The sequence below is a fragment of the Sulfurimonas lithotrophica genome (genome assembly GCF_009258225.1).
In the GTDB taxonomy this organism is placed as follows: domain Bacteria; phylum Campylobacterota; class Campylobacteria; order Campylobacterales; family Sulfurimonadaceae; genus Sulfurimonas; species Sulfurimonas lithotrophica.
In genome coordinates, this window is record NZ_CP043617.1 from 2,354,634 (window position 1) to 2,378,486 (window position 23,853).

A 23,853-nucleotide genomic window follows, 5' to 3' on the forward strand; every position below is an offset into this window, starting at 1 on the left:
ATGTTTATTTGATACAATCATTAACTTTAAAAAACAATATATATTAAAAGGTTGCTTGAAATGGTTAAGAAACTAAGAACTAATTTCCATCAAGAAGTAAAAGCAAAGATACTTTTAAAAGATAAGAATTATAGCATCTATGAGTTAGAGGGTTATAGCGGAGTTAATCAAGCATACGAATATGAAGTAGTATTTGTATCAGAAGTTGAGTTGAGTGTAGAGGAGTTGGTAGATACCGATGCACAAGTTACACTAACAGATGTAAGAGACTTTAACGAAGTAAAAGAAATATATGGGAAAGTATATGAAGCTAAAGAGGATTCTGTAGTAGCAAGTAGATACCTTTACAAGATAAAAGTAGTATCTCCTTTATACTACCTAAGACTAAACAGTGGGTATGAGATATTTTTAGATAAAAAAGTACCGGATATTATTTCAGAGATTATAAACAGATACACACATCTTCTAAATATAAACATAGATGTAAAACTAGACCTGCAAAATGCTCCTGTAAGAGAGTACACAACAAGATACAACCAAACACCATTAGAGTTTATAACTATGCTATGTGAAGATGAAGGCTACTCACTAATAATAGACTACAGCTCAAACGATCCATATACCATAGTACTGTGTGAACTAAACAATCATGCAAGTGTATATAAAGAACCACTAGATGCAGAGTTCAACAAGTCTAAACGTTTCAGTCCAAGCCATGCAGTAAATAACTTCTATGATTATGATAAACCTTCTCTTGATATGAGTACACAAATAGGTAATAGTATGCAAAGCAGTATGGCTGACAACAGTAAAACTGCCCAACTAAGAGAAGACTTAAAACTCTATGATGATAAAGATGAGTTAAACGAACTAAACGAATCTCTATATAAAGATTTAAAAAGATATAGCCAAATAGATAGTCAAAGAGGATATGTAGATAGCTTTGAGATACAAGGACATAGTAAAGAACTCTCACTAAAAGACTCAAGCATAGTTACACTACACAATGAAAAAGAGCTAAAACAAGAAGAAGTAATCATAACAGAGGTAGAGTACCAAGCAAAGTTTCCAAATACACTAGAGGAGTATGCAGAAGATATACAAGATGGTACACTACAATACTATACACACTTTAAAGCTATACCTAGTGATGTAATATATAAACCACAAAGAACAATAAACAAACCAAAGATTAACGGTGTATTAAGTGCAACAGTAGCAAATAGTTCTAAACCTAATGAGAGTGCAAACGAAATAGATGTAGATAATAAAGCAAGAGTAAGAGTGCTGTTTCACTTTGAAAAAAATAAAACCCTCTCAACATACCTAAGGGTTATGCAACCATTCGCAGGAGACAACTATGGATTTTTATTTTTACCAAGGGTAAACAGTGAAGTACTGGTCGGGTTTAAAAATGGTAATCCAAATGAACCGATAATACTAAAAACACTACCAAACGCTGAGAATAAACAAGCCCATAAACTACCAAGTAAAAAGAACAACTCATATATAAGGACAGCATCAACACCTGCATATGAAGATTCACTTGGATACAATGAGATAAACTTTGATGATACCAAAGAGAATGAACTTCTTTTTATAAGAGCACAAAGAGATTATGAAATCTATGCAAAACATAACTTTACTATGGATGTAGAGAACAACAAAAGTGTAAAGCAAACAAATAAAACTGATGATGTAAAAAACAACTTTACTCAAACTGTAGGAAATAATTCGGACAGGACTGTAAAAGCAAACGATATAAAAACAGTAACTAAAGAAGAAGTACATACCGTAAAAGAGAATAAACTACAAAATATAAAAAAAGACTACACAACTATAGTACAACAAACAAAAAGAGAGTTTATAGAACAAGATGTAGTAGATGAGATAAAAGAAGTACTGCATACATACATAGAGGGAGATGTAACAGATAAATACCTAGAGAACTTTTTTATACAAGTAGGCAAAGAGATGGGAGTAAACCTAGAAGGTTCACTACATATAGATACCTCTAGCGTAAAAGCAGAATCTGCAACAACAACCCAGATAGAAGCAACAGAGGGTATAAGCCTTAAATGTGGAGGCAACACTCTGACAATAGACTCATCCGGCATACATTTCAACACTTCTAACTTCTTGGATAATAGTGGATCGGATGGGGTTGTGGCGCATCATGTCGGAATAGAAGGTGAAGTGATTAATACCCATTTAGCAAACAGACATGGAGATTATATCACTAAAACAGTTGAGGATTTAGTATATGTAAACGCAACAAGTACTTTACCTTCAGGTCAAGCTGTAGAAGCAACACTAAATATTTTTGATAAAGATGGTAATAAACTAGCAACTAAAACATTGTCATCAAATGTTACAGATGGAAAAGTTTCTCAAGAATTTAACCTTGAAGAGCTAAAAGAACAAAACAAAATAAATATAAAAGATATTTATGAACTAAAAGGGCTAATATCATGGTAGATGAAACAAACAATGCCAAGCAACCAAATGATGTAATTAACATTTTAGTTTTAATTGCAGGAACAACAGATCCAATAAATTCAACAACAGCAAAAAGTAAACATGCAAATAGTTATGAAGATGAGACTTCCCAAGATTTAGCAAAACAAACTCATGAAAGTTATACAAATGTTCCAGTAAACTATTGGGATAAAGATTTTAAAAAACAGATGGAAGAGTTTGATAATGAATATGTGAATTTAGTACTATTCCCTTTTCATGGTTGGACTGGAGATAATAGTAAAGAAAATAGAGAGATAGCAGGAGAGTATTTAATAAATAGACTCTGTGGAGCCAATGGAGAAGAAGCCTATTATCAAGAAAGTTATCAAAACAAACCTATCTACTTTCATCTTCTTGGACACTCTCATGGTGGGAATGTTATCAATGAGATGACTAAACAAATAGATACATTAGGCGATAAATGGCCAGAGCTATGGAAAATAAAATCTTTAACCTACCTTTCAACTCCTTTTTTTAAAACGCTACATCAAGTAACAGTAAATGAAAAGTTTTTTCATGAAGATGCAGAGGTATTAAGTTTATACAATAAATTTGATCTTACACAAAGGATGCTGGCTGATTTTTCGTTGGAAACACTTTCAGACGAACTTGGAAAATTAGACACCAAAGATTTATCAAAAACTATAAATGATTTTAAAACCTATATAGAAACTTTTCCAATTGATAATCTTACAGGTGGATTTAGTAAATTTAAAACACTTATAAGTCCAGCCTGGGGAGCATATGATTATAATCAAATGAGTTATGAAGATGGTTTGGAACTTTATAATTTTACTACAGAAAAACTTTTACTAGAATTGAAAAAAGTTTTAATGGAAATTATAAATATTATAGACCAACTCTCAGAACAAAAAACTTACGAAGTAACTCATAAAAATTTAAAAAAGCAAGTTGATAAAAAAGAGCATACTATTATAGAAGCCAGTGAAGCTTCAAATTTAAAATCATTTATAAATACTATTGATAAAGATATAGATGAAATAATTAAAAAACTTCGAGATGTTGTAAATAATAATACAGATCAATCCGATTTTTCAAAATTAAAATATTTAGATATATTATTTGTAGATAATCAGCTTATTCCTCACCTAGTAAAATTTTTAAATATCAATCCTACAACACTGCAAGAATTAGGTAATACAGTTTGGAATATGCTTTATAAAATACTACAGCATAATATAGCTTACTATGATAATACGTATGCCAAACCTGATATTCAGTTTGAAAATAGTTTTTTAAAAGGTAAGATAAAAAACATTGATGTTACAGATGATGATATATATAGCTCTAAAAAAGAATCTGAAAACTATGATAAATTTATAAAATATATAGAAGATATAGAAGAGCGATATGAACAAAGTGCATCACAATACAATCTTTTGGATTTACTATTTACTCTGATAGCTAATGATAAAAAAGCTCAAGAACTACTAAGTACTTTACCAGATATAATATCTAAAATTGATATGGCTGAATATATAGCTAGAGGTGAAGTTGATGTACGATTAAAGCTTTTAAGAAACTTATTAACAAATCTGAATTCAGTATTTAATATAAGAAACTTTGGAGAATTAGAAGATAGTACACATAAACTAACTTCTTTACAAGAAGAAAATAATAATGATAAAAACCCATATAATGATACCTTAAAGCGAGGTAGTTTAAAGTACTTTCTTATAGAATCCCACTCTACTAGTAGAAGAAAACTTCATCCAGAAGTAAAAAACTTTTTACAAAGATTAGGAGCTAAAAGATGATAAAGATTTTTTTAGGGTTAATAGTAAGCAGCTTTTTATTTGCAGGAGATTTAGCAAACAAAAAAGAGTTTATGAAGATGTGTGAGAATCCAACACCTTCTCAGAAAATTACATTTGAAGCATTAGCTAAAGATAATAGAGTAAAAAACGATGAACAAATGTGTGCTTATCTTTATGCTCGAACTGGTAGTAAATATTTTTCAGCAGATGCAGATATTTATACTGTTACAGATTTATCTCCTTTAAAGTTTTTTCTAAGCCTTACCTTTCTCTCTCTTCCACGAAGTAAAGTAAAAAACATTTCAATTTTAAAACATCTTACAAAACTAAAAGAGTTAGATTTATATGATAATCCTGTACGTGACCTTACTCCGTTAAAAGATTTAAAGTATTTAGAAGAGTTAGATTTAAGTAAAACAAAAGTTACAGATTTGTCTCCATTAAATAATATTAAAACTTTACAACAATTATCTTATGGTTACATTGAAAATATTGAAACTGTAGATATATCTCAAATAAAAGATTTGAAAAATTTAGAGTTTTTAGTATTAAGGGGTATCAAAGTTAAAAACTTTCATTTAATCAATAATTTTGAAAATCTAATGGTTTTTTTCCCTCCTAAAACTACCACAATACAAGATATGAGTTTATTAACAAATCTTAAAAAACTAAAAAGATTAGATTTAGATGATGCAAAGCTTATAACAAATCTTGACTTTATACTTAACTTTCCAAATATGCAAGAGTTGTTTCTTGAAAATACAAGTATAAAAGATATATCTATTTTAAAAAAACTATCTAATCTAACTATACTTAATATATCAAATACAAAAGTGACAGATGCTAGTGGAATAATGGCAAATACAGCTGTAAATCCAATGTATTTAGTATTTAGAGCAAGAAATACACCACTTAGATGGTGTTCACCAAAAAATACACAAGATATACGAAATGGCAAATCTTGCTTTGAAAAAGACGGCACTTTAAAACCTTTTTACAAAAGATGGTTAGGGTTATAAAAACTTGATCTGTCAAGCCCACAAACTACCAAGTAAAAAGAACAACTCATATATAAGGACAGCATCAACACCTGCATATGAAGATTCACTTGGATACAATGAGATAAACTTTGATGATACCAAAGAGAATGAACTTCTTTTTATAAGAGCACAAAGAGACTATGAAATCTATGCAAAACATAACTTTACTATGGATGTAGAGAACAACAAAAGTGTAAAGCAAACAAATAAAACTGATGATGTAAAAAACAACTTTACTCAAACTGTAGGAAATAATTCGGACAGGACTGTAAAAGCAAACGATATAAAAACAGTAACTAAAGAAGAAGTACATACCGTAAAAGAGAATAAACTACAAAATATAAAAAAAGACTACACAACTATAGTACAACAAACAAAAAGAGAGTTTATAGAACAAGATGTAGTAGATGAGATAAAAGAAGTACTGCATACATACATAGAGGGAGATGTAACAGATAAATACCTAGAGAACTTTTTTATACAAGTAGGCAAAGAGATGGGAGTAAACCTAGAAGGTTCACTACATATAGATACCTCTAGCGTAAAAGCAGAATCTGCAACAACAACCCAGATAGAAGCAACAGAGGGTATAAGCCTTAAATGTGGAGGCAACACTCTGACAATAGACTCATCCGGCATACATTTCAACACTTCTAACTTCTTGGATAATAGTGGATCGGATGGGGTTGTGGCGAATATGGTTGAAAGAGAGAAAGTTTTAAAAGGTATTAGGTTTGAAAATGAATAAATATGGATTAGAACAAAATATAGTTTTAAGAGTTGATGCAGATGGATTTAAAAATAGCGATAATATAAATGTTAAACTAACTCTTTTAGATAAAGATGAAAAAGAATTAGGAGTAAAAGAAGATACAACAGCTATAGAAAATGAAATAGGAAAATATCCATTTATAATAAAAGATATAGCAGAAGAATTAAATATAGAGGATATGAATCAAATTAAATACATAAAAGGCTGGATCGATACAGACGGTGACGGTAAAGTTGATTATGATGAAGAGGTTATGCTTGAAGTTGGAAATGGTTGTAATCTTGATTTGGATAAGTTTAAACAAATTTTTCCAAACGCTACAGATGAAAAAAGAGAAAGTGTTCTGGAAGTATTTAATAAATATTGCCAGGCATTTGAAATAAATACACCTCTTAGGGTAGCTCATTTTTTTGCTCAGGTTAAAGAAGAGGTTGGGGAAACAATAAACTTTAAAAATGAAAATTTAAATTATTCAGCTAAGAGGCTCAAAAGTAGAGTATCTATAGTAGATGATGATGGACAACAGAAAAGCCGTGGTCCATTTTCATATTTTTTGGAGCATCATTCTGAAGCTGAATTATATGGTTCAATTCGTTCTATTGGACAAGAAGCAAATCAAGAGGCTATCGCAAATAGAGCTTATGCAAATAGATTAGGTAATGGCAATGTAGAAAGTGGGGATGGCTGGAATTTTAGAGGTAAAGGGTTTATTCAATTAACAGGTAGAACAAACTATGAAAACACAAACAATGAAATTCAAGCTAAAGCTCCAGAAGCTAATATTGATATTATAAATAATCCTGAATCAATATTGACAATAGAAGGTGCTATGGTTTCTTCAATGGCTTATTGGACAATGAATAATTTAAATGTAAAAGCTGATAATGCAGGTTGGGATAGGGAAAATGTAGATACGATTACAAATGTTGTCAATTCTTATACAGAATCGAGAGAAGATAGAAAAGAAAATTTTGATTTAATCAAAAGCATTTTAGATAGTTAAGGAAAAATTATGAAATATATTTTAGCTTTATTATTTATATTTAGTTTTTGCTTAGGAAATGATGAACTTGACAATTATCTTAATAATAAAGATTTGCAATATAATATAGTTAAGGATAAGAAAGAACAAATAATTGCAATAAACCTTTTAGAAATTGAAAATAGATTAATTATATTCCAAAAAGATAACAAAGATTATAAACAAATTTTTAATGAAAAACTGTATTTTTGTAAAAATAGTAACATTGCTTGGTTTTTAGATATTTATATAGAAAATCAAAATTATCAAATTAAATGCTTCTCAAATTATGTTGATAGAGTTCAAAGGGATATTACATTATATTTTAATATTCATAATTTTAAACTTTCAAACATCACAATATATGATTCAAATAATCAAGGAATTATTCAAACAAGTTACAATTATATTCCTACACAGGAAGTCCTAACATTATATGATTTTAAAGATGAAAATGTTTATAATAAATATATAATGAAAACTTTAAAAAATACTAATAATTTAAAAACCATTCAACCAAAAAAACAACCACTCTACAAATCCCCAAATGTAAAAACAAAAATGTATCTAATCAAAGGCGATAATGTAGAAGTATTAGAGGAAAAAAATGATTGGTTAAATATTTTATACCATGGTAACAAAGATATAAAAGCGTGGATACCAAAAAGTGCTGTTGAGTAAAGTAAATATAATCATATAAAATACCTAAAGTTTATTTTACAGGCTCTTATTTCTGAACACCATCCAAAACAGGAACAAAATCACATTCCTCTAACTCTTCACGTAATATATTTTCACCTATCTTTCTAAAACGGGTTATAACTTGTTTGTCTTCTTTTTGCAATGGTGCGACTAGCACTCCTCCATCACTAAGTTGCTCAAAAAGTTTTGCAGGTATCTCTTTTGCAGTTGCAGAAAAAAGAATCCTATCATACGGTGCATACTGAATCCAGCCGTTTTGACCGTCATCCGTTCGGGTATGAATATTATGGATACCCAAATCACGAAATCTTTGTTTAGCTTGAAGTGCCAGAGGCTCAATTCTCTCAATAGTAAAAACACCGCGAAACAGATGCGATAACACGGCAGCCTGATAACCGCTTCCGCATCCTATCTCTAAAACTCTATCGGCATTTTTTGCTTCGATATATTCACTCATTTTAGCAACCGTAAGTGGTGAGCTTATCCACTGAGACGAACCAAGAGGAAGGGCATCTAGCTTATATGCACTATGTGCAAAACCGCTTGGAACAAAGATTTCTCTATTTGTTTTTGCTATAGCATCTCTTACTGCATCACTTAAATTAAATATTTTATGACATTCATCTGCAAGACGTTTTGACTTTGAGGCTGTTATTCTATCCAATCCCGACATCCATATATTTTCTCATTTTTTTTATCTCTTTGGGGGAGTATGGGATATTTAAGCAAGGCTTATTCCCATTTCTTTGCACCTCTCCAAAGGGTGTTATAATTCCACTCTCACCCGTACACTCTTCATTTAAAGAATCACTAGCAACTAAATAACACTGGTTTATAACAGCTAAAGCCTGTGTTATTGTTTTAAAATTTTCTCTGCGCAACTCTCCCCACCATGCAGGTACAAGTATAACATCTGCACCTTCAAGTTTTTGCCAAAGTGTTTTAAAACGAAGTTCAAAACAGATAAGCAATCCGAATTTTATACCGTCTATCTCAAAGATATTTATATCCTCTTCATTACCTGCCGTCATATATTTATGTTCATCGCCAAATTTAAATAGTTTTGCTTTTGCCTGTTCATACACAACCGCCCCGTCTTTAAAAACTTTTGCAAAATTATATACGTCTTCACCGCGTTTTTCTAACATTGTAAGTGCAATAATTTTTCCATTAGAGACTTTTTTTATCTCGTTTGTAGCATGAGGGGCGAACTCATACATAGCTTCAAAATTATCATAATCATAGCCCGTTAGACAAACTTCAGGCGCTACGATTATGGAACCATCAGATGATTCTTTTACTAAGTTAAGTAAGGTTTGTAGATTTTCTTCATAACTTTGTGTAGTTATAAATGAGAGTGAACATAAGTTTTTAATGATATTCTCCATCAATAATTTAATGAATTATACATTTAAAAACTTTAATGTTCTATTCTTTGTCCTCTTGGAGTTGTTCAACAAACTTTGCCAGTAGATAATCCACACTCTCTAATATAGCGACATCCAATTCATCTGCATCTGTTTCTATAAAGTCACTAACCTGAAACGTTATGGCAAAAGTTTCGGTAGAGTCCTTTCTGAAAGTTTTTACCTCTTCTCCAAGTTCTAGTTTTAGATAGATATAGTGAGTCTCATCACCCTCTATCTCTTCAAGTGATACCATTAAAGTCGGTGCATCTTGTACATACACCTTAATAGATTTTTTCTCTAGTGTCTGCTTCATTTTTGTTTTGATAGTATCTAATGTAGCTGCTTTTATGTATGCTACTTTATTTTGTACATATATATTGGCTTTATCTAAACCGCTAAGCGTCCAAAAACCGGCACTATAAAGTGAACATGTTAATAATAGACTTAGTAAATATTTCATTATTCACCCTTATATAGTTTTTTCATCTCATCTAATTTTTTTAGATAGTCTTTCTTTTTTATATAACCGGCTGTTTGAAAAAAATCCTCTTCAGTTTTTGGGTTTATAAAAAACACTCTTGGCGTAACGTTTGTTTGAAATTTTGCAGGAAAACTCTCTATATCAAATTTTTTATCTACTACTAAAGTTATAAGCTCTTTATTTAAAAAACTTTTCACATCTTTTGAACTTAGAGTTTTACGCTCAAACTTTCTACACCAAGGACAATAATCAGCACCTAAAACCATCATAAGAGGCTTGTTCGCATTTTTTGCTTTTGTTAAAGCTGTTTTATAATCACGTTCAAAACCTTCGCTTTTGGCATATTCATCTATATTTGCACCAAACAAACTCAAAGATAGTAAAACCGATATAAGTATATTTTTCATATTAACTCAATGCAAAAACATTTGAGAGGGTATTTATATAATTAAAATATCCTGTAATCGAAACGGCTTCGATTATCTCAACATCGCTATAACCCATATTTTTAAGAGCATCTATCTCCTCTTTTAAGATTTTATAGTTATCTTTTTTAGAAGCTTTTATACAAAAGTTTAAAAGAGCTTTTTCTTTATCACTTGTATTTATAGATTCTACGCCTTGTAGAATCTGTTCTATTCTCTCATCAGATAGTCCAAGCATCTTTGCAATACCCTTGTGAACATCCACACACATTTTACATCCATTTTCTATAGATATAAGCAGTGCGATTGCTTCTTTAATATCGTATGACAGATGCGTCTCATCTAAAAGATACTTTTGAATCATCTCATCCGTTGCAAAATAAACTTTTTCATCCACTGCTAAAAGTTTAAATATCTCACCGAGTTTTCCCGTTTTTTCTAAAATTGGTTTAGCTTTTTCCTGAATTGCAGGTGTCATATCCTCAAATTCCGGTAATTTTATATGTGCCATATTTTTTTCCTTATAATTATTTATAATAACGTAAAGTTAAACTTAACGTTTAAAATTATAGGTTATAATTCTTATAGAAATATTAAAAAGGTTTATACTTGGAATACAAAATTTCAGAACTTGTAGCACTAACAAACGTGCCGAAATCAACTATACTATATTATATTCGTGAAGGCTTGCTTCCGGAAGCAAAAAAGCTAAAATCAAATGTTCACAGATACAATGACGAGCATCTGGAGTTGATAAAATATATAAAATATATGCAACAAGAGATAGGCAGTTCAAACGAACAAATTAAAGCAGCCCTGCAAAATAAAAATCAATCTATATCAAGTTCATCTTCGATGTTGGCTCCTCTTATGCAAACGCTAATAAATATCCCGCCGGGGGCTCAACACTATACTAAAAACAAATTTATAGATCATTATGATTTTGACATTCAATTAATTGATAAACTCTTAAATGACGGCATATTAATGCCTGTTAATGAAAATGATTTTACGGAAAAAGAAGCCTCTATAATCAGAATGATTGAAAACTTTAACGAGGTTGGAGTTGAATATGATATTATAAAAAAGTACGTACATCATGCAAAAGAATTATCTTTGCTTGAACAAGAGATGCAAAAAAAACTTTGTAGCGTGAAAGATGATGAAAATTTTTCGACTCTATGGAAAATTATGTTTGATGCCTTGTTTAACGCTAAAGATTATATCTTTAGCCGTTATACATATAAAGTTTTACATCAGACTGTTAAAGATGAACTCTCTTAAAAATCATCGTCAAAACTTAAACTACCTTTTGAGTAGTTGGTAACCGTACCTTCAAAAAAGTTTGTTTTTTGGTCGTTAAACTTAGCAAAGTCATCAACCCATTTAATTGGATTTGTTACATTATATAGTTTTTCAAATCCAACTGATTCTAATCTGTCATCGGCTAAATACTGAATATATTGTTCAACTATATTATCCGTTAAACCTAAAATTTGTCCCTGAGTAATATATTTACCCCATTTAACTTCTAAATCAACCGCCTCTTTAAACATCTCTATAACTTCGGCTTTTAACTTGTCCGTAAAAAGGTCCGGTCTCTCTTTTCTTAGTGTATTTATCAAGTTTTTAAAGAGTGTCAAGTGAGTAACTTCATCTCTTTGGATAAAACGAATCATCTGAGCACTTCCAAGCATCTTACCTGAACGAGCCAATGTGTAAATATAAGCAAAACCGCTATAAAAATAGATACCTTCTAAAATCTGGTTTGCAAAACAAGCTTTTACAAAGTTGTGTTCCGTCGGATTTTTAGATAATTCATCATATGTACGGAAAATTGCATCGTTTTTAGTCTTTAACATCATATCTTGACGCCACAAATCATAAATCTCTTCGGAGTTTGTAGAGATAGAGTCAACCATAACGGCATAAGACTGGGAGTGAAGTGCTTCTTCAAATGACTGACGAACCAGAATTAGGTTTATCTCCGGAGAAGTTACATACGGGTTTACATTGTCAATCAAGTTATTTGTTTGAAGCGAATCCATAAATATAAGTTGTGAAAGAGCTTTATCATAAGCATCTTTTTCCGATTCTGTTAAGTTTTTATAGTCATTAACATCTTTAGTCATATCAACTTCTTTAGGAAACCACGTGTTATTTAACATAACTTCCCAAAGGTTATATGCCCATTGATACTTAATATTGTTTAACTCAAAAATACCTGTCGGATTACCGCCAAATATCTTTCTGTCATTCACATTTTCTTTAGATTCAGGGTTGTATATTTTTTTTCTATCCATAATATTTTTCCATAGATTTTTTAAGTCTATTATTATAACTATGAAAAGATTTGATTAACCTTTTTTAAATAGAAAGTTTTAGTAACATATTAGTTTCGTTTAATTTGCCAAATGCTATAATCTTTGATTATGATTAAATATGGTTGTTAATATATTTAGTTATTCTTTACTTATCACAAAGGATAGTGTTATGGGATTATTCGGAAATAACGGTGTACCTGCGAGAGATTATAATCTTTTAAAAGAGGAAAACCTGTCACTGCAAAAAGAAAATGAAGAGCTTATAGAAAAAATAGAACAACTTCAACATCAAATGGCTAATGTCGGTAACCAAAAAAATGATAGTGTGCCGGATGCATTAATGTCTTTTCAAAACCTTCATTTAAAAACAAATATAGTTGATATTCAAGGAAACCTTGCCGAATCCATAGAGTCATCAAAATCAAGTGTCCTTAAATCACAAGAATTAGTTACCAATATTTCAAGCATCTCTGAAAAAACTCAAAACATCGTTACTACACTCGATAAACTAAATGAATTATCCGATGAGTCCGTTCATACTGTTGAGAGTTTATCTTCAAGAACAGATGAAATTACCGATATTTTAACTCTGATAAAAGATATTTCAGACCAAACAAACTTACTAGCACTAAATGCTGCCATAGAAGCTGCACGTGCAGGTGAACACGGACGTGGTTTTGCAGTCGTTGCAGATGAAGTTCGCAAACTCGCAGACAGAACAGATAAAGCCGTCAGTGAAATCAACATCTCTTTACAATCTATGAAACAAGATGTTGATAGTATGAGTGAACAGTTTAAAGATGTGCAAGAGGGTGTTAACGGATCAAACTCTCTTATCAGTGAACTTGATAATTCCCTTCAAGAAAGTTCATCCGAGATACAAGATACTTTTAAAGACATACATTATACTACCGATAGAGTTTTTATGTCGCTTGCTAAACTAGATCATATTCTTTGGAAAGTAAATACCTACTATTCAGCTACAACCAAAAAAGAGCAGTTCAAATTTGTAGATCATCATAATTGCCGCTTAGGCAAATGGTATTACGAAGGTGACGGTAAAGATAATTTTTCACATACCTCTCACTATGCAGAACTTGAAAAACCTCACTCAACCGTACATAACGGTACACATAAAGTTTTTGACCTAATTACTGATGAAAAACCTAATATTGAAGCTTTAAAAGCTGCATTTAAAGAGATGGAAGAGGGTAGTGACGATATATTTAAAATCTTAGATAAAATTCTTCACGATAAGGACTAAATAAATATAAACTTATATATTTAATACACATATTCTACACGCATTTTGTATAAAATTTTCATATTATAATTTTACCTAATGAAAAGGAATTCTTTTTAAGAGTTCCTCTAATCAAGAAAGGAGAAGGTATGAGATTTTTTATACTTTTCATACTAATATTTACGACTATGCAAGCAATAGATTTAAAACCTTACCAAAAAAAAGCAGATTCTCTTAGTGAACTTGAATACAATGTAATTGTAAATAAAGCGACTGAACACCCTTATACGGGAATATACCTTGATAATAAAAAACACGGTATATATAAATGTAAACTCTGCGGTACACCACTTTATAAGTCAGATGATAAATTTAACTCTAACTGTGGGTGGCCAAGTTTTGATGATGAGATAGAAGGTGCGGTTAAACGCATACCTGATGCTGACGGAAGACGTGTAGAGATTGTGTGTGCAACTTGTGGTGCACATCTTGGTCATGTTTTTGAAGGCGAAGGATTTACAAGAAAAAACACCCGTCACTGTGTAAATTCCGTTTCTATAGAGTTTGAAGAAAAAAAAGCCGATGAAAATATAGCAAAAGCATATTTTGCAGGCGGATGTTTCTGGGGCGTTGAGTATTACATGCAACAGATTGACGGTGTAAAAGAAGTAATATCCGGTTTTATGGGCGGACATGTAAAAAATCCGAGCTACTATGAAGTTGTAAGAAGCGATACCGGACATCTTGAAACGGTTGAAGTAATATATGACAAAACAAAAGTATCTTACAAACAGCTAGCCAAGACATTTTTTGAAATACACGATCCTACTCAAGCAAACGGTCAAGGACCGGACATCGGTGCACAATATTTATCTGCTATTTTTGTAAATAATACACATGAACGTGAAATAGTTAATGAGTTGATAAAAGAACTAAAATCTAACGGTTATGACGTGGTAACAAAAGTAATAGATGCTAAAGAATTTTATGAAGCTGATGAGTCTCATCAAAATTATTATAATAAAAAAGGCTCACTGCCTTATTGTCACGGATATGTTAAGCGCTTCTAGTTACACTTAAAAGTGTAACTAGCATTTTTCTTATTTTCTAGATGCGCGTTTACGCTCAGTTTCTGTAAGGAATTTTTTACGGATACGAACATTCTCGGGAGTTATCTCTAAAAGCTCATCATCCTCAATCCACTCTAATGCACGCTCTAATGACATATCACGTGGCGGAACAAGCTTGATAGCATCGTCCGCACCGGATGAACGTACGTTTGATTGCTGCTTGCCTTTAATAGGGTTTACAGTTAAGTCGTTGCTTTTTGAGTGTTCACCGATAATCATACCCTCATACACTTTAGTTTGAGGTTTTACATACATAACACCACGGTTTTGTAAGTTAAAGATAGAATATGCTACCGCTTCACCGTTTTCGCTTGAGATTAAAGCACCGTATGGACGAGATTCAACTTCACCGCTAAATGGACGGTATTCTATAAATGAGTGATTCATTACACCCTCACCTTTTGTATCTGTTAAAAACTGTCCACGGAAACCGATTAATGAACGAGCAGGTATTTCAAACTCGATACGCTGGAAACCTTGACCCATTGGAACCATTGATTTCATCTCGGCCTTACGTTTACCTAGACGCTCAATTACAGTTCCACCTAACTCCTCAGGTACATCAATAACAAGATGCTCAAACGGTTCACATTTAACGCCTTCAATCTCTTTACGGATAACTTCAGGACGAGAAATTCCAAATTCAAAACCTTCACGACGCATATTCTCGGCAAGAACGGTAATTTGAAGTTCACCGCGACCAGAAACTTTAAATTTACCCTCACCGACTACTTCAAACTTCATTGCAACATTCGTATTCATTTCAGCTTCAAGACGATCTTTTATCTTGTTTGAAGTTACGTGTTTACCCTCTTGACCTGCAAGCGGAGAATCGTTAACAGAAAATACAACCGTAAGAGTAGGTTCTTCAATGTGCATAGGGTCTAGTGCAACCGGATTGACAGGATCACAGATAGTATCACCGACATCAATAGTCTCTAAACCGGCCATTGCAACGATATCACCTGCTTCAGCTTCTTCAATTTCCATACGATTTAGTCCATGAAAACCGATAAGTTTGGTAATACGACCTTTTACCATTTCGCCGTCAGCTTTTGCAAGCATAACGTTATCACCTTTTTTGATTGTACCGTTAAATATACGACTTATACCGATTTTTCCAACATAATTATCATAATCAAGTGTAAATACTTGAGCTTGAGCAGGATTATCTTTATCCCCTTCCGGTTCCGGAATATGTTCTAAGATAGTTTCAAAAATACATTGAAAATCTCCACCCTCTTCATCCATATCCAACTTAGCAATACCATCACGAGCAGCTGCATAGATTACGGGAAAATCTTGTTGGTCATCGGTTGCATCCATATCTGCAAACAAATCAAACATCTCATCTACAACACGATCCGGATCAGCCGATGGTTTATCAATCTTATTAATTACAACAATTGGCTTTTTACCCATTGCTAACATTTTTTTAACAACAAATTTTGTTTGTGGCATAACACCTTCGTAAGCATCTACTAACACTAACACACCGTCAACCATTTTTAAAACACGTTCAACCTCACCACCAAAATCGGCGTGACCCGGAGTATCGATAATATTGATTTTATAATCTTTATAACGTATAGCAGTGTTCTTTGAAAGAATAGTAATTCCACGCTCTTTTTCTAAATCGTTGCTATCCATGGCACGTTCATCATGTTGTTCGTGATCACCAAATGTACCGGACTGCTCTAAGAGTCCGTCAACCAATGTAGTTTTACCATGATCAACGTGAGCAATAACAGCAATATTTCTAATATTTTGCATATTTTGTTTCCTCTATATTTTGGAAAATTTTACTAAAGATATTCTGTGAAACAGAGCGCTTTAGAATATTTTTCGCGATTATACCCAAAAAAAAGTTATATTCCCGTAAAACTAATGGTATAATTATTTAATATTAAGAAAAATACACAAAAATCTCAAAAAGCAGTATTTACCAAATGAAAAATAATATTATTATTGATTATCCAAATATTTTAAATAAAATCTTTGATAAATTATATAAATATGATATAAAACCGATAATAGTCGGTGGATATATTCGAGACTATATTTTCAATTCTGCATCAAATAAAAAACAAGTTTTAACAAAAGATATTGATATTGAGCTTTATAACGCAACTTCAATTGAAAATATTCAACAGATTTTGATTGAATTTGGTAATTCAAATATTATAGGAAAAAATTTTGGAGTTATCAAACTAAAAATTGATGACTTAGATATTGACTTTTCTATGCCCCGGACTGAAAATAAAATCTCATCCGGACACACCGGCTTTAGTGTACAGACTTATTCAAACCTAAATTTTAAAACTGCAAGTTTAAGAAGAGATTTTACGATTAATTCTATAGGATATGATATTTTTAGTAAAAAACTTCTAGATCCTTATAATGGTTTGGAGGATATTTCAAATAAAATTTTAAAAATAGTAAATGAAAAAACTTTCATAGAAGACCCCTTAAGAGTTCTTAGAGCTATGCAATTTTGTGCCAGATTTAATTTAACTGCAGATAAACAACTCATAGATATATGCTCTAAAATGTGTCAAAAAAACCTTTTAAATGAGTTGCCAAGGGAGAGAATATTTGAAGAGTTTAAAAAGCTGTTTTTAAAAGCAAAAAGACCCTCTATTGGCTTAAATTTTTTAAAAGAAGTAGATGCATTTATATATTTTAATGAATTAAATATATCCAAAAAAGACTGGAATGATACACTAAAATATATAGACAATTTAGATAAAACAAATTTAGATAACAATACTAACATAATAATTATGTTAGCTTTGCTGTGTTATAAAATGCAAAGAATCAACAGAGAGAGTTTTATAAATAAATTAACTAACAAAAAAAATATTTTAAATATTTTAGAAACATTTTACCATGTAGATATCTTCTTAGAGAATCCGCGTAAGAATCTGCTCAAATATAATGTTTTAAAAGATATAAATCTAAATATGTTATTGCCTTATTTAAGAGCTAAAAATATATCTGAACTAACTATAAATAAGATTAAAAAAATTAAACCTATTATTCAAGGTCATAACCTTTTAGATATAGGTATGAAAGAATCTAAAGAGTTTGGTTCTATTTTGCAACTAATATATGAAGTTCAAATAAAAAAACTTTTTATTTAAGTGTACGCATCTTATCTACGATATCAGATTTATAATCAATCATATCCGTAGCTTTTTTCATCGCAGTTTTTATTTTACTTTTATAGGTTTGTTTATTTTCATTATCATACTTTTGTATGATTTCATCATATGTTTCTAAAAACTTTTGAACGATTTCAATTATATTTATACTTACTGTTTTATGAGATAAAATTAAAATTATTAAATCAAATATCTTTTTTTTCTTTGAATCCATATCTTCAATATTCATATAATAATGTGATGTATTTTCATTTTTAAAGGTAAGTTTTTTAAGAATTTCGGACAATCCAAATTCATCTACTTTATACTCTGTAAGTTTCCCATTAACATATATTCTCATTTCTGAGAGATCCATTTTAGATATTTTTTCCAATAATTTTGCATTATTCGGATTATCTTTTGAACCTTTTATATTCCCCAATATTCTGGAGAAAATATCTATATCTCCACCCATCATCTTACATCACTTTATAGTTATTTTTTTAGTTTTTGGCTGTCTATCTCAATTACGGTATGGACATTTCCTCTAGGGTTAAAATCGGCTACAATCTTCATATATTTAGGTTTTAGCTTTTTATCTAATAAATCATATATCTCATTTGCTGCACCCTCATGGGATACATGTCTATTCATAAACGAATTTATATATAGTTTTATAGCTTTTAACTCTACTATATACTCATCTGGAGTATATTCTAAGTATATTGTTGCAAAATCAGGATAACCGCTTCTTGGGCATAAGGACATAAACTCCGGAAGCGTTATCTTAATCAAATAGTCTTTTTTATATTCATTTGGCCAAATTTCCAAATCTTTTTCCACATCAAATTCTTGAATCTCTTTTTCACCGTATTTCATTTTTATTCCTTACTAGTTTTCATATATTAATTCTAAATCAGATAGATATTTTCCTTGTATATAATCTACCTCTAGCTTTTCAATTTTTTCTAACATATCTTTATTTTCTATCATCTTCATCCATATTTTTGTATCACTCTGATTTGCCATTGTGCAAAATCCATTTAAAATCTTTAAATAATTTTCATTAAAAATCTCTTTTGTATATATGCTGTCAATTCTAATTGCATCTACCTTAAAATCCCTAAAATACAAAAAACTAGAGTTATAAGAACCAAACTTATCTATACATATTTTTATACCAATATTACGAATATTTTTAATTGTATCGGCATATTTTTGCGTATATGAGTAATATTCCTTTTCACTAAGTATAAACATAATTTTGTCTTTAATATGTGAATTGTTTTCTAAAAGATTTTTTACTTTACTCAAAAAATTATAGTTTCTGATTGATGTGGGAGAAATATTTAGTGCAAATATCGTCTCACATTCATCTGTACAAAAATCTGTAATTTTTTTAAGAACCATATAGTCAAAATCATCCATCAATCTTAATTTGTTTAGAGCTTTTATATATGATTTTTGGTGTATATATTTGCCGTCTGAACCTTTTAACTTAGTCGAGCATTCTTGTATAGCTACTCCGCTTTTTTTATTATATACATTTTGTTTCATAATTATAAAACTCTGAGATTTTATAGCATTTATAACATATCTTTCAAGTTCATTTGGCTCAATATTTTCTTTAAAGTACTTTATCTCTTCTTGTTTATGTTTATTAAATTCTTTTATTTCAAACAGATTCTCTATCAAATAATCCAAATCGTTTGAGAATGAGGTATCGTTTATCGCACCTAAAATATTTACCTCTATTTCATCTATTTTAAATTCACTTGTCTTTAGATGCATTAAATCAAAAAGTGTTTCATAATCACTACTTTTTCCTTTTAAGCCAAGTATAAAATCACCGCCTTTTACATGACCAATCGGGAAATTAGAAATATTATTTTTATTTAGATAGTTACTTATCCATAAACCTACTTCATATAAAACTCTATCTCCGCTTTTTATTCCATAACGGTTATTTATATCATTAAGGTTATCTACGGATATTAAAATTAATGTGTAATCTTTGTTTCGTGCAAGTTCTTTTTTTAAATATTTATATAGATAAGTTCTCGTAAATACTTTTGAGACATCATCTGTAATTTTAGAGTCAAAACCACTGTAAATAAGGTATAAAATAAAATATATACCGAATGTTAAAACAATTACAGATTCAAAATAAAATACACTGCTTAGCGTATTGTAAGTTGTTATAACCGTATGAAAAATAAGAGCAAACATCAAAGCAAAGATGGGTAAACCCATTCTAAGCGCTAGTCTAAAGCGATATTCTCGCTCTTTTTTTTCAGGAAGTTGCATCTATACGTCTAAGTGTTTAACATCTTTAGCATGAGTTTCGATGTAATTACGACGCGGTTCAACTTCATCACCCATAAAGAGTGTAAATGCATCAGATGCAACTTCTGCATCTTCTATTGTAACTTGGAGAAGCGTACGATTTTCAGGTGTCATAGTAGTTTCCCATAATTGATCCGGATTCATCTCACCAAGACCTTTATAACGTTGAATATATGCACCTTTTTTAGCGTATGAAGTTATATTTTCTAAAACTTCTAATACATCATCTTCAAAATTTATATTCCACTCTTTTATTTTGTTATATACAAAATTTGCTTCATTAAAATGCGGAGCCGCAAAAAGTTCATCATTTATCATTAACTCTTCCATACCGTCTTTTGTTTGAACAAACAGGTGGATGCTATCTTCAGATATAACTTTTGTTAGTATATTATTTCCGCCATCTGTTAAAAACTTTTCTACTTCGATATACATTTTATCGTAAGCTAAACTTACTAAGTCGGAATTTTCTATAAAATGACGAATCAAATCTATAAGTGCATAACGACGCTCTAACGCTTCCAAAGAAGTTCTATAGTGATCAACCATTTTAAAATAAGCTATCAAATCGTTAGTACCTATAGATTCTACTTCCAGTGATTCAACACCGTTTTCAATCAAATAATCATTTAACATTCTGTCATTTTTAAAATATATCTCTTTTTTACCTTTTTTATAAAGATATAAAGGCGGTTGAGCAAGATAGAGATACCCGTTTTCAATAATATGACGATAATATCTAAAGAAAAACGTTAGTAGCAGAGTTTGAATGTGGCTACCGTCAACATCGGCATCGGTCATTATTATGATTTTATGATAACGAAGTTTTTCTTCATTGTATTCATCACCGATACCACAACCCATAGCCGTAATCATATTGGTAATCTCATCAGACTTTAAAATCTTCTCTAAACGAGCTTTTTCAACATTTAATATCTTACCTTTAAGCGGTAGAATAGCTTGATAAACACGATCACGACCCATCTTAGCCGAACCACCCGCAGAATCACCCTCGACGAGGTATAATTCACATATAGATGCATCTTTGCTCTGACAATCTGCAAGTTTACCAGGAAGTGTACCTACACTCATATTATCTTTTCTACGAGTTAGTTCACGAGCTTTTTTAGCTGCTTCACGACCACGAGCCGCAGCTAAAGATTTTTGTACAATAGCTTTAGCTTCCAGTGGATTTTCTTCAAAATATTTTGAAAGTATTTCATATGAAGATTTTTGAACCAACGGTCTTACATAAGTATTTCCAAGTTTACCTTTTGTTTGACCTTCAAACTGAGGTTCAGGTACACGAGCCGAAACTATAGCTATCAGACCCTCTCCCGTATCATCACCTGAAATTTTTACATCTTTCTCTTTAGCCGCACCGTTTTGAGAGTTATATGTAGATATAACACGTGTTAACGCCGCTCTAAATCCAGCTTCATGTGTACCACCATTTGGTGTGCGGATATTATTTACAAAAGATGCAACTTTTTCATCGTAACCGTCGTTATACATAAGAGCTATATCAAACTCAATATCTTCAATTTTTCCGGAAAATGAATAAGGTTGAGCTACCTCTTGTTTTTTGTTAAGATCGCTTACGTACTGCTCAATACCACCTTCAAAATGGTAAGTCTCTTTTGTACCTGAACGCTCATCTTCAAAGTTTATAGTAATAAAAGGATTTAAATATGCAAGTTCTTTAAAACGACGAGCTAAATACTCATACTCAAATATAACTGTTTCTGTAAAGATTGATGGATCTGGAGCAAAACTAATAGTTGTTCCTGTTTTACGAGTCTTACCTGTTACCTCTAAAGCTTGTTGAGGAATACCTTGCTTAAAGTCTTGTTCGTGAACTTCACCTTTTCTGTGAATAGTCATGTGAAGATCAGATGATAATGCATTTACAACAGATACACCGACACCGTGAAGACCACCTGAGACTTTATAAGTATCTTTATCAAATTTACCGCCGGCATGAAGTACGGTTAAAACAACTGTAGCTGCAGACATATTCTCAGTCGGGTGCATATCGGTTGGAATACCGCGACCGTTATCGCTTACACTACATCTACCGTCTTTTGTAAGTGTTACGGTAATAGTATCACAATGACCGGCCATAGCCTCATCAATAGAGTTGTCAATAACTTCATATACTAAGTGATGAAGACCACGATGACCTGTATCACCAATATACATACCGGGACGTTTTCTAACAGCTTCTAGTCCTTTAAGGACTTTAATATTACTAGCGCCGTAATTTTGTTCCATATATCTCTCCAGTTACCATTTTTGGCATAGTTGGAGATATTTTATCTAATTTAATCTAAAAAGAAGTTTTAGCTATATTTGAAAATTATATAACTATAGGCATAACTATAGTTTTAAAGTTGTTTTCACTTAGAATAAAAGGTAGATTACTCTCATTTAATCCTATAGTAAAATCAGTACCGTTAATAGAGTTTAAAAAATCAAGCAGGTATCTGCTATTTATTGCTAAAGAAAAAGGTTCAGAAAAACCTGTTGTATGCGTTATATCCGTTTTAGCTTCAATATTATCATCACTTAATGATTCAAAAGTTATCGTATCATTTAAAAAAGTGATTTTTAAATCTGTTGATATAGTCGTTATCTGTTTTATTGATTCAATCATAAGAGCTTTTGGTAAAACTAAAGTATTTGCTATCTCTTTTGGGATAATTCTTGAATACTCTGGAAACTTACCGTTTATAAGTTTTGTAAAAAATGTGTATTGATTTGAATGTATTATAAGATTTGTATCATCATAATATAGTTCAATATCATCAAAAAACAGTTTTTGAATCTCTACTATAGCTTTTTTAGGAAGTATTATAGAGAGTTCGTTTGAACCGTTATTTGGAATATTTACAACTGCTAATCTTCTAGTATCGGTAGATGCAAAGTTTATCTCATTTGCTTTGATATCTATTAAAGCACCGTTTAGTTCAAACTTTGGATTGTTGTTATCAATAGCCGGTGTTATTTTTTTAAGTGACTCTATAAGTGAATGTGAATTTATAGAGATTTGGTTTTTACCCTCATAAGACGGAAATTCAGGAAATTCATTATAAGAAAATACAGGTAGTTTAAATTTAGAATGTGATTGAGATACATGAAGGTTATCACCTTTTAGTTCTAAATCAACCATATCGTCTTTTAAAATTCTAATAATATCTAAAAATTTTTTACCGTTGGCAGTAGCTGAACCGTCACCGATAATATTTAGGTTATTCGTATTTACTAAAAAACCTATTTCATAATCGGTAGCTTTGAGAGTCAAAGTACCGTTAGATGCATTTAAATATACATGTGAAGTTATTTGAGATGTATCTTTTTTTTCTAAGAAGGGTTGAGCATGGATAAGAACGTTTTCAAGTATAGATTTTGATATTTGAATCTTCATCTGTGAATTCCTATATATTTAATAAATTTTTAGTATTAGTAGTAGGGTGGTGTGAATATGTGAAAACCATATTTTAGCCCCTAAAGTATGAA

General features: G+C 31.0%; 22 protein-coding genes and 1 pseudogene. 11 read left to right on the forward strand and 12 right to left on the reverse strand.

All coding sequences use genetic code 11. The annotated features are described in order from the left end of the window. Window positions 1-60: 60 nt before the first annotated feature. Genes FJR48_RS11785 through FJR48_RS11810 form a run of 6 tightly spaced genes read left to right on the forward strand, consistent with a single transcriptional unit; the run spans window position 61 to window position 7,812 of the window. Entirely contained in the window at window positions 61-2,478 is a 2,418-nt protein-coding gene (locus FJR48_RS11785) for a type VI secretion system Vgr family protein (protein ID WP_152308317.1), read from the forward strand. Beyond that, a complete protein-coding gene (locus FJR48_RS11790) occupies window positions 2,472-4,298 on the forward strand; it encodes a hypothetical protein (RefSeq protein WP_152308318.1) in 1,827 nt (608 codons plus the stop codon). The genes FJR48_RS11785 and FJR48_RS11790 overlap by 7 nt, the downstream gene beginning before the upstream one ends. Then, the gene (locus FJR48_RS11795) at window positions 4,295-5,317 is read left to right on the forward strand and encodes a leucine-rich repeat domain-containing protein (RefSeq protein WP_152308319.1); all 1,023 of its coding nucleotides are present in this window, start codon (window positions 4,295-4,297) and stop codon (window positions 5,315-5,317) included. The genes FJR48_RS11790 and FJR48_RS11795 overlap by 4 nt, the downstream gene beginning before the upstream one ends. A gap of 4 nt (window positions 5,318-5,321) precedes the next feature. Continuing rightward, window positions 5,322-6,086, forward strand: coding sequence for a bacteriophage T4 gp5 trimerization domain-containing protein (locus tag FJR48_RS11800; RefSeq protein WP_152308320.1), 765 nt, complete (start codon window positions 5,322-5,324; stop codon window positions 6,084-6,086). After that, on the forward strand, window positions 6,079-7,113 hold the full coding sequence (locus FJR48_RS11805; RefSeq protein WP_152308321.1) for a glycoside hydrolase family 19 protein: 1,035 nt from the start codon (window positions 6,079-6,081) through the stop codon (window positions 7,111-7,113). The genes FJR48_RS11800 and FJR48_RS11805 overlap by 8 nt, the downstream gene beginning before the upstream one ends. Before the next feature lie 9 nt (window positions 7,114-7,122). Beyond that, on the forward strand, window positions 7,123-7,812 hold the full coding sequence (locus tag FJR48_RS11810; protein ID WP_152308322.1) for a hypothetical protein: 690 nt from the start codon (window positions 7,123-7,125) through the stop codon (window positions 7,810-7,812). A gap of 46 nt (window positions 7,813-7,858) precedes the next feature. Here FJR48_RS11810 and FJR48_RS11815 read toward each other — a convergent pair whose 3' ends face one another. From FJR48_RS11815 to FJR48_RS11835, 5 genes are read right to left on the reverse strand one after another with little or no spacing between them, the layout of a single operon-like run. Continuing rightward, complete coding sequence (locus FJR48_RS11815; RefSeq protein WP_188108584.1) at window positions 7,859-8,506, reverse strand: protein-L-isoaspartate(D-aspartate) O-methyltransferase; 648 nt, start codon at window positions 8,504-8,506, stop codon at window positions 7,859-7,861. Next, window positions 8,490-9,221 carry a carbon-nitrogen hydrolase family protein gene (locus FJR48_RS11820; RefSeq protein WP_152308324.1) on the reverse strand — a complete coding sequence of 244 codons (732 nt, stop codon included), beginning with the start codon at window positions 9,219-9,221 and terminating at the stop codon, window positions 8,490-8,492. The genes FJR48_RS11815 and FJR48_RS11820 overlap by 17 nt, the downstream gene beginning before the upstream one ends. A gap of 40 nt (window positions 9,222-9,261) precedes the next feature. After that, window positions 9,262-9,702 carry a hypothetical protein gene (locus FJR48_RS11825; protein WP_152308325.1) on the reverse strand — a complete coding sequence of 147 codons (441 nt, stop codon included), beginning with the start codon at window positions 9,700-9,702 and terminating at the stop codon, window positions 9,262-9,264. Then, on the reverse strand, window positions 9,702-10,130 hold the full coding sequence (locus tag FJR48_RS11830) for a thioredoxin fold domain-containing protein (RefSeq protein ID WP_152308326.1): 429 nt from the start codon (window positions 10,128-10,130) through the stop codon (window positions 9,702-9,704). Before FJR48_RS11830 ends, FJR48_RS11825 begins: the two co-directional genes overlap by 1 nt. A gap of 1 nt (window position 10,131) precedes the next feature. Further along, complete coding sequence (locus FJR48_RS11835; RefSeq protein ID WP_152308327.1) at window positions 10,132-10,659, reverse strand: carboxymuconolactone decarboxylase family protein; 528 nt, start codon at window positions 10,657-10,659, stop codon at window positions 10,132-10,134. Between the two features lie 98 nt (window positions 10,660-10,757). On the opposite strand from FJR48_RS11835, the gene FJR48_RS11840 reads away from it, so the two are divergent. Continuing rightward, the gene (locus FJR48_RS11840; RefSeq protein ID WP_152308328.1) at window positions 10,758-11,432 is read left to right on the forward strand and encodes a MerR family transcriptional regulator; all 675 of its coding nucleotides are present in this window, start codon (window positions 10,758-10,760) and stop codon (window positions 11,430-11,432) included. Here FJR48_RS11840 and FJR48_RS11845 read toward each other — a convergent pair. Beyond that, window positions 11,429-12,451, reverse strand: coding sequence for a ribonucleotide-diphosphate reductase subunit beta (locus FJR48_RS11845; protein ID WP_152308329.1), 1,023 nt, complete (start codon window positions 12,449-12,451; stop codon window positions 11,429-11,431). The genes FJR48_RS11840 and FJR48_RS11845 overlap by 4 nt on opposite strands. Window positions 12,452-12,812: 361 nt before the next feature. Here FJR48_RS11845 and FJR48_RS12565 point away from each other — a divergent pair. From FJR48_RS12565 to FJR48_RS11855, 3 genes and pseudogenes are all read left to right on the forward strand, one after another. Continuing rightward, window positions 12,813-13,334: pseudogene (locus FJR48_RS12565) on the forward strand (methyl-accepting chemotaxis protein); the annotation flags it as partial. Between the two features lie 63 nt (window positions 13,335-13,397). Next, window positions 13,398-13,736 (forward strand): CZB domain-containing protein, encoded by a 339-nt coding sequence (locus tag FJR48_RS12570; protein WP_241856187.1) that lies wholly within the window; start codon window positions 13,398-13,400, stop codon window positions 13,734-13,736. Between the two features lie 128 nt (window positions 13,737-13,864). Continuing rightward, on the forward strand, window positions 13,865-14,785 hold the full coding sequence (locus FJR48_RS11855) for a bifunctional methionine sulfoxide reductase B/A protein (protein WP_152308331.1): 921 nt from the start codon (window positions 13,865-13,867) through the stop codon (window positions 14,783-14,785). A 30-nt stretch (window positions 14,786-14,815) separates the two neighbouring features. Here FJR48_RS11855 and typA read toward each other — a convergent pair whose 3' ends face one another. Continuing rightward, window positions 14,816-16,618 carry a translational GTPase TypA gene (gene typA, locus FJR48_RS11860; protein WP_152308332.1) on the reverse strand — a complete coding sequence of 601 codons (1,803 nt, stop codon included), beginning with the start codon at window positions 16,616-16,618 and terminating at the stop codon, window positions 14,816-14,818. Between the two features lie 176 nt (window positions 16,619-16,794). On the opposite strand from typA, the gene FJR48_RS11865 reads away from it, so the two are divergent. After that, the gene (locus tag FJR48_RS11865) at window positions 16,795-17,988 is read left to right on the forward strand and encodes a tRNA nucleotidyltransferase/poly(A) polymerase family protein (protein WP_152308333.1); all 1,194 of its coding nucleotides are present in this window, start codon (window positions 16,795-16,797) and stop codon (window positions 17,986-17,988) included. On the opposite strand, the gene FJR48_RS11870 is transcribed toward FJR48_RS11865, so the two are convergent. From FJR48_RS11870 to dnaN, 5 genes are all read right to left on the reverse strand, one after another. After that, complete coding sequence (locus tag FJR48_RS11870; RefSeq protein ID WP_152308334.1) at window positions 17,981-18,466, reverse strand: hypothetical protein; 486 nt, start codon at window positions 18,464-18,466, stop codon at window positions 17,981-17,983. The two genes, FJR48_RS11865 and FJR48_RS11870, sit on opposite strands and share 8 nt — an antisense overlap. 17 nt (window positions 18,467-18,483) lie before the next feature. After that, the gene (gene queF / locus FJR48_RS11875) at window positions 18,484-18,867 is read right to left on the reverse strand and encodes a preQ(1) synthase (RefSeq protein WP_152308335.1); all 384 of its coding nucleotides are present in this window, start codon (window positions 18,865-18,867) and stop codon (window positions 18,484-18,486) included. Between the two features lie 12 nt (window positions 18,868-18,879). After that, a complete protein-coding gene (locus FJR48_RS11880) occupies window positions 18,880-20,295 on the reverse strand; it encodes a bifunctional diguanylate cyclase/phosphodiesterase (RefSeq protein WP_241856074.1) in 1,416 nt (471 codons plus the stop codon). Next, on the reverse strand, window positions 20,296-22,608 hold the full coding sequence (gene gyrB / locus FJR48_RS11885; protein WP_152308336.1) for a DNA topoisomerase (ATP-hydrolyzing) subunit B: 2,313 nt from the start codon (window positions 22,606-22,608) through the stop codon (window positions 20,296-20,298). A gap of 85 nt (window positions 22,609-22,693) precedes the next feature. Beyond that, window positions 22,694-23,761, reverse strand: coding sequence for a DNA polymerase III subunit beta (gene dnaN / locus FJR48_RS11890; RefSeq protein WP_152308337.1), 1,068 nt, complete (start codon window positions 23,759-23,761; stop codon window positions 22,694-22,696). Window positions 23,762-23,853 lie beyond the last annotated feature (92 nt).